Source organism: Rhodoblastus sp. (assembly GCF_052145335.1).
In the GTDB taxonomy this organism is placed as follows: Bacteria; Pseudomonadota; Alphaproteobacteria; order Rhizobiales; family Beijerinckiaceae; genus Rhodoblastus.
In genome coordinates, this window is record NZ_JBKQOU010000347.1 from 1 (window position 1) to 12,254 (window position 12,254).

A 12,254-nucleotide genomic window follows, 5' to 3' on the forward strand; every position below is an offset into this window, starting at 1 on the left:
CAAGGCGCGGGTGGGGATTTTGCTGGCGATCAACGGCATCGCGGCGGGGCTGCGCAACACGGGGTGAGCGGGGTGTACACAACAGCCGGGCGTTGAGTCCTTCTCCCCCCGCAAGCCCCGCAAGGAGAGAAGGGGCGCCTCCTCCGCGTCGTTCTCCAACACAAAAAAGCCGGAACGCAAGTCCCGGCTTTTTCAATCCCTATCGAGGCAACCCTCAGTTGATCAGCGTCTTCAGGCTGGAGATGCCCTGTCCGACAAAGTCCGCGCCGGTGGGGCAAGTCTTCAGCACCGTTTCGGAGGCTTTGATCGCGGCGTCGGCGGCGGCGGCGCGTACGTCGGCGGTGGCCTGGGCTTCGGCCTGAGTGATCTTGTCCTGCGCCTGCTTGGTGCGGCGGGCGACATATTCTTCAAGACGCTGCTGCGTCTCCTTGGCCATGGCTTCGGCTTCCGTCTTGGCCTGGGCGATGATGCCTGCGGCCTGGGCTTCGGCTTCGGCGGTCTTGGCGGCGAAGCTCTGCATCAGGGCCTGGGCTTCGGCGCGCAGGCGCGAGGCTTCGGCCAACTCTTCCTTGATCTTTTCGATGCGGTTGTCGAGCGCGCCGTTGAGAGTCTTGTGAACGCCGAGATAGCCGAGCAGCATCACGAACAGGACAAAGCCTAAGGCGACGAAAAATTCTGCGTCCATTTTAGTCTCCTTCAGGCCTTTGTGGCGGCGGCGACGGCGGCGGCGACGGCGGCGGCATCCGCCGGTTGGCCGGTGATGTGCTGCAGAATGGCGTGCGCGGTCTCGGTGGCGATGCTGTCGACGTTGGCCATGGCGGCGGTCTTGGTCGTGGAAATCTGCGCTTCGGCGTCGGCGAGCTTGGCGTTGAGATCGGCCTCCAAGGCGTGACGGCGGGCGTCGGCCTGGGCGGTCATGTCGGCATGGGCGGCCTGGCCCAAGGCCTGCGCCTTGGCCTTGGCCTCGTTGAGGGTTTTTTCATGCGCGGCGGCGGCGGCGGCCGCTTCGTCCTGCGCCTTGGCGGCGGAAGCCAGATCGGAGTCGATCTTGTCCTTGCGCGCGGAAAGAATATTGGCGACGCGCGGCAGCGCGACCTTGGACATCATCAGATAGAGCGCGCCGAAAACAAGCGCCAGCCAGACCAGTTCCGACTGGAAATTGGCCGGGTCGAAGGGCGGAAACGCGCCCTCTTGCGCCGGATTGCCGGGGACTTCAGTTCCGGCGTGATGCGCTTCAGCGTCGTGAGCCATGGGTCGTTCCTGTTTTGACGGAAAATTCGCGCGCCGGCGACAGGCGCCGGCGCGCGAAAAAGATTACTTCACGAAGAGCAGCAGGATCGCCACGAGGAAGGCGAAAATGCCGAGACCTTCGGCGAGCGCGGCGCCGATGAAGGCGCGGCCGAACTGGCCGTCGGAGGCGGACGGATTGCGCAGCGCGCCGGAGAGGAAGTTACCGAAGATCAGACCGACGCCGATGGCGGCGGCGCCCATGCCGATGGCGGCGAGACCGGCGCCGACGTATTTAGCTGCAACAGGATCCATCATAAAACTCCATCAGATATTAAAGGGCGACTCTTTGTTGTTGAAGTAAATTTATCAGTGGCCCGGGTGAATTGCGTCGTTGAGGTAGACGCAAGTGAGGATGGCGAAAACATACGCCTGAAGGAAAGCGACCAGCAGTTCGAATGCGGTCAGAAGGACGATGCCGACCAGCGGCAGAGGGGCGAGCAGCGCATAAATGCCGCCGCCAAGCAACAGCGCCACGAAGCCGCCGAACACTTTCAGCGTGATATGGCCGGCCAGCATGTTGGCGAAGAGACGAACCGAGAGCGAAATCGGACGCGAGGCGAAGGAAATGATTTCGATCAGCACGATGAAGGGCAGCAGCACCGGCGACACGCCCGACGGAACGAACAGGTTCAGGAAGTGCATGCCGTTCTTGTAGAAGCCATAGACGATCACCAGTCCGATGATGAAGGCGGCGAAGGCGAAAGTGACGATGATCTGGCTGGTCACCGTGAAGGCGTAGGGGACCAGGCCGATGATGTTCGAGAAGAACACGAACATGAACACCGAGAAGATGAAGGGGAAGAAGCGCATCCCCGCATCGCCGGCGGTCTGGCGAACCGTGCTGGCGACGAATTCATAGGCCATTTCCGCCGTCGCCTGCAGGCGGTTGGGGACGATATGGCTGCCCGACGTGCCGAGAACCATCAGGAAGGCGACGGCCAGGAACACGATCAGCATGAACAGCGAAGCGTTGGTGAAGGAAGCGTCGACGCCGAAAATATTCAGGGGCGCGATCGTATGAATGTGGAATTGGTGGATCGGATCAATCGCGGGACCAGCTTCCGACATGTTCAGCCCTTCATTTTTTGCGGGGAGACCCCGCCAACCTGAGTTATTGCGGCGGCTTCTTGCCGTCGCGCGGCCCCGGCGGGGTCACCGCGAGGCGATATACAGACCAGAAACCCGCCGCCACGCCCAATCCCATCAACAGGATCAGAAACGCCGGGTCCGTTCCCAGCCATAGATCGAGGCGCCAGCCAATCAGCGCGCCAACGACCACAGCGGCGACAAATTCCGACAGCACGCGAAAGCCGAGGCTCAGCGCCTGCCCAAGGCCCTTGTCGGTGAGATCGGCCTCGGCTTTGCGATCGGCCTTTTGGCCGGTTTCGCGCTGCGTCTGAAGGTCGCTCGTCAACTTGGCGAGGCGCGCCTTCAGTTCATTGGCGTCTTCCGGACCTTCCCGCATCTTTTCTTTCCAAATCGCTACGCCGCCGGCGTAGATCGGAAGCCGGGCCGCACGAACTCATCGCAGCAGCCGCAAGCGCGGGAGGTTTTCCGGACGACGCCCGATGAGGAACCGGGACTCAAACAGGATGCGTTTCATCCCGCCTTCTTGAACCGCGCGCACCATATTGGCGCCTCCCCGCCCTGTCAAGACAAGAGCGGCTTTTCTGTGACAGGCCTAACCTATTGGAAATAAATAAAAAATAAGCTCTTTTATCGGGGGTCTCCGAAGGTCGCAGATCATTTGCCTTTCCGTGGCGGCGGCCCGGGCGGCGAAAGGACGGCTTTCGTCGGGCGCCGGATGGAATAGTCTTGGGCTTGGCGATAGTGTTTTCAAGCGAAGCCGATTTCGGTTGGCGAAGAAGCGGCGTTAAACGAAAAAACCGGAGCCATTCCCATCCGATTCCATCGGAACGGCTTTGAAAGGGAGCTGATGTGTCGAGCGAACGGATCAAGGCTTTTTCCGATGGCGTGCTGGCGATCATCATCACCATCATGGTGCTGGAGCTCCACCCGCCGCACGGCGCGAATCTTTCGGACCTGGCGCAGGTCTGGCCGACCTTTCTCGCCTATGTGCTGAGCTTTCTCTATGTCGCCATCTACTGGAACAACCATCACCACCTTTTTTACGCGGTGGAGAAGGTCGACGGCGTTGTGCTCTGGGCCAATATCCACCTGCTGTTCTGGCTGTCGCTGCTGCCATTCGCCAGCGCCTGGGCCAGCGACACCCATTTCGCCAAAATCCCGGTGGCGCTTTACGGCTGCGTGCTGCTGGCGGCGGCGCTGGCCTATTCCGTGCTGGTGATGACGCTGTTGCGGACGCATGAAAGCGACAGCCTGCTGCATCGCGCCATCGGCGCCGACTTCAAGGGCAGGATTTCGATCCTGTTCTATCTGTGCGGCATTGTGGGCGCCCTGTTCAGCCCCTGGATCGGCGGCCTGTTTTATGTGGCGGTTGCGGCAATCTGGCTGATCCCGGACAGGCGGATCGAGAGACGGGTCAAGGGCGAAGGCGAGCCGAAGTGATCAGCTCGCTTCCAGCAAACGTTCCGCCTGTTCCAGCTCCACCGAGACCAGTTGCGACACACCGCGTTCCGATTGGGTCACGCCGAACAGCCGGTCCATCCGCGCCATGGTGATCGGATTATGAGTGATGGCGATGAAGCGCGTGTCGGTCTTGCGCCGCATGTCGTCGAGCAGGTCGCAGAAACGCTCGACATTGGCGTCGTCGAGCGGCGCATCCACTTCGTCGAGCACGCAGATCGGCGACGGATTGGTCAGAAACACCGCAAAAATCAGCGACATGGCGGTCAAGGCCTGCTCGCCGCCGGACAATAGCGTCATGGTCGTGGGCTTTTTGCCCGGCGGTTTCGCGAGAATTTCCAGCCCCGCCTCCAAGGGGTCGTCGGATTCGACCAGCTGCAACTCCGCCGCGCCGCCGCCGAACAGCAGCACGAACAATTCGCGGAAATGCGCGTCCACTCGAGTGAAAGCAGCGAGCAGGCGTTCGCGTCCCTCCTTGTTGAGGCTGCCGATGGCGGCGCGCAATTTGTGGATCGCCTGGGCGAGGTCGGCCTGTTCGGCGGCGAGTTTTGCCTGTTCTTCCTCGATCGTCGCCAATTCGTCCTCGGCGCGCAGGTTGACGCCGCCGAGCCGCTCGCGGTCCTGCTTGAGGCTGGCGAGCCGAGCGGAAACCGCGTCCATCGCCGGAACCTCCGCTCCTGCCGCATAGCCGGCGAGAGCCGGCAGGCCTTGCGGCCCGCATTGCAATTGCTGGGCGATGTCGCGCAGCAGGGTTTCCAGCCGCGCCCGCGCGGCCTCGGCGCGCGCCTCCAGCCGAGCGCGGATTTCGCGCGCCGCGCTCATCGCCTCGACAGCCGCCCGCGCCGCGCGGTCGGCCTCAGTCAATTCGGTTTCGGCGACGGCGCGGGCGTCGGCGGCGTCTTTCTTCGCCTGTTCCGCCTGTTCGATTTTTTGCGCCAGCGAGCGCCGTTGCAACAGGAACTCGTCCGGGGCCTCGGCGAGCAGGACGAGTTCCTCCTGCGCCTCGGTCAGCCGCTCCTCGATTTCCTCATTCTGGATCTGCGAGCGCGCCCGCCGGTCGAGCCAGGATTTCTTCTCTTTGGCGATCGCCTCGCGCCGCCTGACCCTGGCTTCCGCCTCCCGCGAAAAAGCCTGCAAGGCGGCCCGCGCTTCGGCGGCCTCGGCGCGGTCGAGCGCATTTCTCGTGCGAAAGGCGTCGCGCTGGCCGAGCAGCGTCGCCGGTTCCGCCAGATCGTCCAGGGCCGCACGTGATTCGATCAGCCGCTCGCGCGCCGCCCCGCAAAGCTCGTCGGTTCGCTTGCGCGCGTCCTGCAGATTGGCGAGGCGCGACAGCACCTGCGCCTGTCGGCGTTCGGCGGCGCCGGCGTTTTCGCGGGCTTCCGCCAGCGCCTTTTGCGTCAGCCGCGCCGTTTGGCGGGCGCGCTGGTCGGCCTCCACCGCAGCCGCGACAGTGGCCCGGGCGGTCTCGGCCGTGCTCTCCAAAACTTCGACGGCGGCGCGTGCTTCCCGCGCCTCGATTTGCAGATCGCCGAGCCGGTTTTTCTCCGCCAGCCGGCGGGCGCTGGCGGTTGGCGCTTCGGCGGCCTGGGTGAATCCGTCCCAGCGCCAGAGATCGCCCTCGACCGAGACCAGCCGCTGGCCGGTTTTCAGATGCTGGCGAAGCGCCGGTCCTTGTGCGCGCAGAACCAGGCCGATCTGGGCAAGGCGGCGGTAAAGCGCGGGCGGCGCGCTGACCCACTCGGTCAGCGGCGTGGCGCCGGGAGGCAAGGCGGGATCGCCGCCACTTTGGGTGAGCGTCCAGTGCGCGGGGGCGCTGTCGTCATCGGAGGCGTCGAGATCCTCGCCCAGGGCCGCGCCGAGCGCCGCCTCGAAACCTTTGGCGACGACGATTCTGTCGACTACCGCGGGCCAGCCGCCGTCGCCGCCCGATTGCAGCAACTTGCGCAGGGTGCTGGCTTCGGTCTCGAGTTTTTGCGCCTTGCGCTCGGCCTCCGCCAGCGGCCCGCGCAAAAAGGCTTCCTCGTCGCGGGCCAGCGCCAGAGCGGTTTCGGCGTTGAGCGCCTCTTCTTCGGCAAGGGCGGCGGCGTCGAGCAGGCGTTCGGCTTCGGCGAGGCTTTCGCTTAATTCCTCGTCCTGCTCGGCGCTGGCGCTGATATCCTCGATCTCGGCGTCGAGCTGCGCCAGTTCGGCTTGGAACCGGGCGAAAGCCTGTTCCTCGCGCCGCGCCGTCTCGGCGAGGGCGTTGCGCTGCGCCTCGGCGTTGGCGCATGCGTCCTGAGCCTCCTCCAGCAGCCGTTCGGAAATTTTCAGCTTTTCAGCCGCCTGCTCGCATTTCAGCCGCGCCTCTTCCGCGAAATCGGCCTCGTCCTCGGCGCCTGCGGCGAGTTCCTCATCTTCCGACTCCAGCCGCTCCAGCGCGGCGGCGGAATCCTCATAATGGGCGCGCTCTCGCGAAATATCGGCGGAAAGCTGGTTTATGCGTCGCTCGAGCTCGGTCTTCCGCTCGCTTGCGCGCTTTTCCTCGCCATCGAGCGCGTCGCGGGCGAGAACCAGCCTTTGCAGGGCGGCGCCGGCCCGCGATTCGGCCTCGCGCAGGCTGGGCAGCGCATGGGCGGCGAGCGCCTGCGTCCGCGCCGCCTCGGCTTGCAAGCGGGTGCGTTCGGCGACATCGAGCAGATTGGCCTCGAACTGGCTTTGCGCCTCCTCGGCCTCGGCGGTGGCCTCGCGAAAGGCGATCAGCGCGATCAGCGCCTCGTGGCGGCGGATTTCGGCGGCCAGTGTGCGATAGCGGGCGGCCTGCTTCGCCTGGCGGCGCAGGCCGTCGGCCTGGGCGCCGATCTGCTGCAACACGTCTTCGAGGCGGACGAGGTTTTCCTCGGCGCCCTTCAGGCGCAATTCGGCCTCGTGGCGGCGCGAATGCAAGCCGCCGATTCCGGCGGCTTCTTCGAGAATGCGCCGGCGCTGCTGCGGCTTGGCGGCGATGATCTCGCCAATCTGGCCCTGCCGCACCATGGCCGGGGAGCGGGCGCCGGACGAGGCGTCGGCGAACAGCAGTTGCACGTCGCGGGCGCGCACTTCCTTGCCGTTGACGCGATAGGTCGAGCCTTCCTCGCGCTCGATGCGGCGAGTGATTTCGAGAATGTCGGAATCGTTGAAGGCGGCGGGGGCGGAGCGTCGCGAATTGTCGAGCACCAGCCCGACTTCGGCATGATTGCGCGCCGGGCGCGAACCGGAGCCGGCGAAGATGACGTCGTCCATGCCGGAGGCGCGCATCTGCTTGTAGGAATTCTCGCCCATCACCCAGCGCAGGGCTTCGACGAGGTTGGATTTTCCGCAGCCGTTCGGCCCCACCACGCCGGTCAGTCCGGAGTGGATGGCGAAATCGGTCGGCTCGACGAAACTCTTGAAGCCGGTCAGTCGCAGTTTTTCAAATTTCATTGCGTTCGAGTCGCGCGCCTCCTGTTTCACAATGGATCAAGTGGCCAAGCGGAGCGATGAATCAAGCGGGACCGGAGCAAAAGTTGGGGAAAAGGAAACTCGGTCCCTCACTCCTCAACGGGCGCGGGCGGCCTCCAGCGCAGCACCGGCTTGCGCGCCGCCCCTGTCTCGTCCAGCCTTTTCCTTGGCGCAAAATAAGGCGCGCCAAGAAAACGCTCCTTGTCCCCGCGCAGAGCCCGCATCGCGAGATCGCGCATGGTGGCGAGGAAAAGCTCCAGCGAAACCCGCGATTCCGATTCCGTCGGCTCGATCAGCATGGCGCCATGGACGACCAGCGGGAAATAGATGGTCATCGGATGATAGCCCTCGTCGATCATCGCCTTGGCGAAATCGAGCGTCGTCAGGCCGGTATCCTTGAGCCAGGTATCGTCGAACAATGCCTCGTGCATGCACAGCTTGTCGCCGAAAGGCGACGACATCAGGTCCGACAGCCCGACCCGCAGATAATTGGCGGCGAGAACCGCATCTTCCGAGGCCTTGGCCAGACCGTCCGCTCCATGTGACAGGATGTAGGCCAGCGAGCGCACGAACATTCCCATCTGGCCATGAAAGGCCGTCATGCGGCCGAAGGACCGGGTTCCCTTCGTATGTTCGACCAGCCCCAAAGCCTCGCCGTCGCGCTTGAGAAAGGGGACCGGCGCGAAAGCGGCGAGGCGCTGCGACAGGACCACCGGCCCGGCGCCCGGACCGCCGCCGCCATGCGGCGTCGAAAAGGTCTTGTGCAGATTGATATGCATGGCGTCGACGCCGAGATCGCCCGGCCGCACCTTGCCGACGATGGCGTTGAAATTGGCGCCGTCGCAGTAGAAATAAGCCCCGGCCTCGTGGACCAGCCTCGCGATTTCGACAATGTCGCGCTCGAACAGGCCGCAAGTGTTGGGATTGGTCAGCATGATCGCGGCGACGTCGGGGCCAAGCGCGGCGGCGACCGCTTCGGGATGGACCAGGCCGTCGGGCCCGGCCGGCACGGCGCGCACGGAAAAGCCGAGCGCGGCGGCGGTCGCGGGATTGGTGCCATGCGCCGATTCCGGCGCCAGCACGACTTTTCGCGTCGCGGCTTCGCCCTTTGCAGCGATGGCCGCCTTGATCGTCATCATGCCGCACATTTCGCCATGCGCGCCGGCCTTCGGCGACAAGGCCACCGCCTGCATATTGGTCAGCGCCAGCAGCCAGTCGGCCAGTTCCTGCATCAGTTCCAGCGCGCCCTGCACGGTGGAAATGGGCTGCAACGGATGAATGTCGGAGAAACCGGGCAGCCGCGCCATTTTCTCGTTGAGGCGCGGATTGTGTTTCATCGTGCAGGAGCCGAGCGGATAGGGGCCGGCGTCGATGGAATAATTTTTCTGCGACAGGCGCACGTAATGGCGCATCGCCTCCGGCTCGGAAAGGCCGGGCAGGCCGAGGGCGCTTTGGCGCTCCAGCCCGCCGAGGCGCGGAGTGAAGGCCTCGGGCGCGTCGAGATCGACGCCGGTGAAATCCTCGCGACCCGTCTCGAAAATCAAGGCCTCACTGATTTCCAGCGCGCGATTGGAGGTGAAGGTTTGAGGCGTCTGCTGGGTGACGAAACGCGCGCGGCTGGGTCGGCCCTGCTGGTTCATTCGCCCATCCCCCTATCCAGCGAGGCGAGGAAGGCGGCGCGGTCCTCGTCCGTATTGATTTCGCTGGAGGCGACCAGCAGCAGGTCGTCCAGCCCGGCGCCGGGCAAAAGCCGCGAAACCGGGACGCCGGCCAGCACGCCCCGCGCCGCCATGTTCTCGACGAAAGCGGCGGCGTCGCCTTTCACCCGCAAGGTGAACTCGTTGAAAAAGCTTTTGTTCAGCACTTGAACGTCGTCGCGCTTTTCCAGCGCTTCGGCCAGCGCCACGGCATGGGCGTGGTTGATCAGCGCCAGTTGCTTCAGTCCGGTCTCGCCGAGCAGCGAGAGGTGGATCGAAAAGGCCAGCGCGCAGAGGCCGGAATTGGTGCAGATGTTGGAGGTCGCCTTTTCGCGGCGGATATGCTGTTCGCGCGTCGAGAGGGTAAGAACGAAGCCGCGCCGTCCGTCGGAGTCTAGGGTCTGGCCGCACAGGCGTCCCGGCGTCTGCCGCAAAAATTTCTCGCGCGTGGCGAACAGACCGAGATAAGGGCCGCCGAAATTCAGGCCGTTGCCGATCGACTGGCCCTCGCCGACGACGATATCCGCGCCCATCGCGCCGGGCGATTCGATCAGGCCGAGCGACAGGACTTCCGTGACCACGGCGATCAACAGGATTCCCTTTGCATGGCAGGCCTCTGACAAAGGTCGAAGATCGCGCAGATTGCCGAAGAAATCGGGATTCTGCACCACCAGACAGGACAGGCTGTCATCCAGGGCGCCGATCAGGTCTTCCTCAGCCCTTGCGTCGGGAGGCAGGACGATCATCTCGTCCTCGGCCATTTCCGACAGGGTGCGCGCCGTCGCGGCGTAATGGGGATGCAACCCGCCGGAAAGCAGCGCCTTGCGCCGCTTGGTGACGCGATGCGCCATCAATATGGCTTCGGCGGCCGCGGTCGAGCCGTCGTACATCGAGGCGTTGGCGACTTCCATGCCGGTCAGGTTGGCGACCTGGGTCTGGAATTCGAACAGCACCTGCAAGGTGCCCTGCGAGATTTCCGGCTGATAGGGCGTATAGCTGGTCAAAAATTCCGAACGCTGGATCAGGTGGTCGACGCTGGCTGGCACGTGATGCTTGTAGGCGCCGGCGCCGACGAAAAACGGTTTTGCCCCCGCCGCGACGTTTTTGGCGGCCATGGCGGCGAGGCGGCGCTCGACCTCCAGTTCCGATCTGCGGCGCGGCAGGTCGAGCGGGCTCTTGAGCAGAGCCTCGGCCGGCGCGTCGGCATATAAGTCGTCAATGGTCTCGACGCCGATGCGCGCCAGCATGTCGGCGCGGTCATCGGAACTGAGCGGCAGATAGCGCAAGGGCGGACCTCGTTACTTGAAATAGGGGGCGAGGACTTCGTCGAGAGCTTCCGGCGCGATCTCGCCGGGCTTCTTGTCGCCATTGATGAAAAAGGTCGGCGTGGCGGTGATGCCAAATTTTTGCGCCGCCGTATCGCGGATCGAATTGACCTTTTCGAACAGCGCCTGATCGTTGAGGCAATTGTCGAAAGCGGTCTGGCCCATGCCGGTCTGCTTGACCAGATCGCGCAAGCCTTCGAGCGGATTGTTGACGAAGGCCCAGTTCTTCTGCTGCGCGAACATCAGTTCGACCATGGCCTCGCGCTTGTCGCCGGAGCAGCGCGCCAGCATGGCGGCGGCGGCGGCGAGCGGATCGAGCGGGAATTCGCGCAGGGCGAAGCGCACCTTGCCCTTGTCGATGTAATTGGCCTTGAGCAGCGGAAAGGTGCGGACGTTGAAATCGGCGCAATGGCTGCAGGTCATCGAGGCATATTCGATGATGGTGACCGGCGCCTTGGCGTCGCCCATCCACAGATCGGGCAGGGGCGGTTCGGCCATCAGCAGGTCGAGCGGGGCCTTGGCGGCGGGCGCGTCTTTCGATTCGCCCTGCGCCAGCGCCAGAGCGGGCGCGCCCGCCACGGCCAAGGCGCCGCCAAACACGAGAAAATCACGGCGATTGGCGCCGAAGCGAAAGGGAGACATGGGGCCGATCCTGCGTGAGGTTAGCAATGGCCCTTCATATACGTTCGCGCGGCGCACTGCAAAATAGGGAGTGGATAAAGCGAGTGGAACGTTGCGAAAAGGCAAGCGGCGGGGATTCGGGAACCGGATCGAATGGCGGAGGCGGGGATTGAGGTCCATGCGGCGGGTTAGACGTAATTCGGATCGACGCACGCTGTGGGAGCGAGCGCGGGCAGGCGCCGAAGATTATGAATTTAGTGAAATGTCACAGTAATCCAACTTTGGGCTGGCGCCGATGATCACGTGCGCGTCGGCTTGCCAAGATTCTCTCCGAGCTTAAAGTGCAGGTTTAGCGAAATTGATCTAGCATCATTGATCTCGTCAACCCAGCTCAGACGTACTTGGAATAACAAATCCGCCGGCGTAATAAGTCTTATTTCGTCACGTATTTGAGTGCAGCGTCATTGCGAGCGGAGCGAAGCAATCCAGTGGCCGCGACTTGGCGCTGGCCTTTCTTGAGGCCATTGGATTGCCGCGTCGCTTCGCTCCTCGCAATGACGGTTCTGAAGTTTCGTGTCATTTATCGGCGGCTTCAGACACCCGCTTTTTCGAGGGCTACGGGGGGCGCATCTCGCGGCGTGGAAAAATCGCGCACAGGTTGCATAAAATTACCGATGAAGCGTAGCTAAAAAAATGTGAAAAAACGCGCGATTTTTGAATAATTTGTGCATAAACACGTCGACTTTTGCTCGTTTTCGTATCTTTTTTCGCCGTTTTCACCCGCCTCAACCGCAAGGTTGTATTTTGCGGCGGCGCGGCGAGCAGCTTTCCGGCTCTTGCGCGAACCGAAGGCAGGCGCCAGAGAATCGTTGTATTTCAAGGACAAAGGCGCGATGGTGTCAAACTGCGGCAATCAATCGTTTCACGTGAAACATAACGTGAACATCTGCAACCCCGCAAATCGCGTTTTCACCCCACCCTTTTCACTTTTGGGGGGCTCGGCCTCACTCCCGTCCCGCCGGGCCGCGCAACGCCCGCGCGCCCAGGCGCACCAGAGCCTCGCGCAGCCTCTCGTCCTCGACGCCCTCGGTCGCTTCGCGCGCCTGCAAAAGGGCTTGCGGGTCGGGCGGGGCGACACGTTTCGGCCCAAAGGCCTTTTGCAGAGGCCCCTGCCGGATCGCCAGCCGTCCTACCGCCCGCCAGCCGAGATGGGCGTTGACCCGCTCGATCAATTGCGGCGCCATATGCTGGATTTCGATGGCCATGCCGCCGGAGACGCGCAGCACGAGGGTTGCGGGCTCTACGGAGGATTCGGGAA

At 63.7% G+C, this 12,254-nt stretch carries 12 protein-coding genes; 1 reads left to right on the plus strand and 11 read right to left on the minus strand.

Annotation, left to right across the window (positions count from 1 at the left end; genetic code table 11):
- Positions 1–214: 214 nt before the first annotated feature.
- From ACLP2E_RS21065 to ACLP2E_RS21085, 5 genes are all read right to left on the minus strand, one after another.
- Positions 215–685 carry a F0F1 ATP synthase subunit B family protein gene (locus ACLP2E_RS21065; RefSeq protein ID WP_442467017.1) on the minus strand — a complete coding sequence of 157 codons (471 nt, stop codon included), beginning with the start codon at positions 683–685 and terminating at the stop codon, positions 215–217.
- A gap of 11 nt (positions 686–696) precedes the next feature.
- Positions 697–1,251: a F0F1 ATP synthase subunit B family protein gene (locus ACLP2E_RS21070; RefSeq protein WP_442464768.1), complete on the minus strand. Its 555-nt coding sequence runs from the start codon at positions 1,249–1,251 to the stop codon at positions 697–699.
- Between the two features lie 63 nt (positions 1,252–1,314).
- Complete coding sequence (locus ACLP2E_RS21075) at positions 1,315–1,542, minus strand: F0F1 ATP synthase subunit C (RefSeq protein WP_442464767.1); 228 nt, start codon at positions 1,540–1,542, stop codon at positions 1,315–1,317.
- A gap of 54 nt (positions 1,543–1,596) precedes the next feature.
- Positions 1,597–2,358: a F0F1 ATP synthase subunit A gene (locus tag ACLP2E_RS21080; protein WP_442464766.1), complete on the minus strand. Its 762-nt coding sequence runs from the start codon at positions 2,356–2,358 to the stop codon at positions 1,597–1,599.
- A 43-nt stretch (positions 2,359–2,401) separates the two neighbouring features.
- Complete coding sequence (locus ACLP2E_RS21085; protein WP_442467018.1) at positions 2,402–2,755, minus strand: AtpZ/AtpI family protein; 354 nt, start codon at positions 2,753–2,755, stop codon at positions 2,402–2,404.
- Positions 2,756–3,228: 473 nt separating this feature from the next.
- Here ACLP2E_RS21085 and ACLP2E_RS21090 point away from each other — a divergent pair, with 473 nt between their 5' ends.
- Positions 3,229–3,819, plus strand: coding sequence for a TMEM175 family protein (locus tag ACLP2E_RS21090; RefSeq protein WP_442467019.1), 591 nt, complete (start codon positions 3,229–3,231; stop codon positions 3,817–3,819).
- Here ACLP2E_RS21090 and ACLP2E_RS21095 read toward each other — a convergent pair whose 3' ends face one another.
- The 6 genes from ACLP2E_RS21095 to ACLP2E_RS21120 form a co-directional block, all read right to left on the minus strand.
- On the minus strand, positions 3,820–7,275 hold the full coding sequence (locus ACLP2E_RS21095) for a chromosome segregation SMC family protein (RefSeq protein ID WP_442467020.1): 3,456 nt from the start codon (positions 7,273–7,275) through the stop codon (positions 3,820–3,822).
- A 107-nt stretch (positions 7,276–7,382) separates the two neighbouring features.
- On the minus strand, positions 7,383–8,933 hold the full coding sequence (gene gcvPB / locus ACLP2E_RS21100; protein ID WP_442467021.1) for an aminomethyl-transferring glycine dehydrogenase subunit GcvPB: 1,551 nt from the start codon (positions 8,931–8,933) through the stop codon (positions 7,383–7,385).
- Complete coding sequence (gcvPA, locus tag ACLP2E_RS21105) at positions 8,930–10,276, minus strand: aminomethyl-transferring glycine dehydrogenase subunit GcvPA (RefSeq protein ID WP_442467022.1); 1,347 nt, start codon at positions 10,274–10,276, stop codon at positions 8,930–8,932. The genes gcvPB and gcvPA overlap by 4 nt, the downstream gene beginning before the upstream one ends.
- Before the next feature lie 12 nt (positions 10,277–10,288).
- Positions 10,289–10,957, minus strand: a complete 669-nt coding sequence (locus ACLP2E_RS21110; RefSeq protein ID WP_442467023.1) for a DsbA family protein — start codon at positions 10,955–10,957, stop codon at positions 10,289–10,291.
- Between the two features lie 664 nt (positions 10,958–11,621).
- Positions 11,622–11,849, minus strand: coding sequence for a hypothetical protein (locus tag ACLP2E_RS21115; protein ID WP_442467024.1), 228 nt, complete (start codon positions 11,847–11,849; stop codon positions 11,622–11,624).
- A gap of 91 nt (positions 11,850–11,940) precedes the next feature.
- Positions 11,941–12,254: DUF721 domain-containing protein (locus ACLP2E_RS21120; RefSeq protein ID WP_442467025.1), on the minus strand; the 314-nt coding region annotated here is incomplete at its 5' end.

Coding starts and splice junctions, on each gene's coding strand:
- ACLP2E_RS21065 (WP_442467017.1), bottom strand. CDS start 685: ATGGACGCAGAATTTTTCGTCGCCTTAGGCTTTGTCCTGTTCGTGATG.
- ACLP2E_RS21070 (WP_442464768.1), bottom strand. CDS start 1,251: ATGGCTCACGACGCTGAAGCGCATCACGCCGGAACTGAAGTCCCCGGC.
- ACLP2E_RS21075 (WP_442464767.1), bottom strand. CDS start 1,542: ATGGATCCTGTTGCAGCTAAATACGTCGGCGCCGGTCTCGCCGCCATC.
- ACLP2E_RS21080 (WP_442464766.1), bottom strand. CDS start 2,358: ATGTCGGAAGCTGGTCCCGCGATTGATCCGATCCACCAATTCCACATT.
- ACLP2E_RS21085 (WP_442467018.1), bottom strand. CDS start 2,755: ATGCGGGAAGGTCCGGAAGACGCCAATGAACTGAAGGCGCGCCTCGCC.
- ACLP2E_RS21095 (WP_442467020.1), bottom strand. CDS start 7,275: ATGAAATTTGAAAAACTGCGACTGACCGGCTTCAAGAGTTTCGTCGAG.
- gcvPB (WP_442467021.1), bottom strand. CDS start 8,933: ATGAACCAGCAGGGCCGACCCAGCCGCGCGCGTTTCGTCACCCAGCAG.
- ACLP2E_RS21110 (WP_442467023.1), bottom strand. CDS start 10,957: ATGTCTCCCTTTCGCTTCGGCGCCAATCGCCGTGATTTTCTCGTGTTT.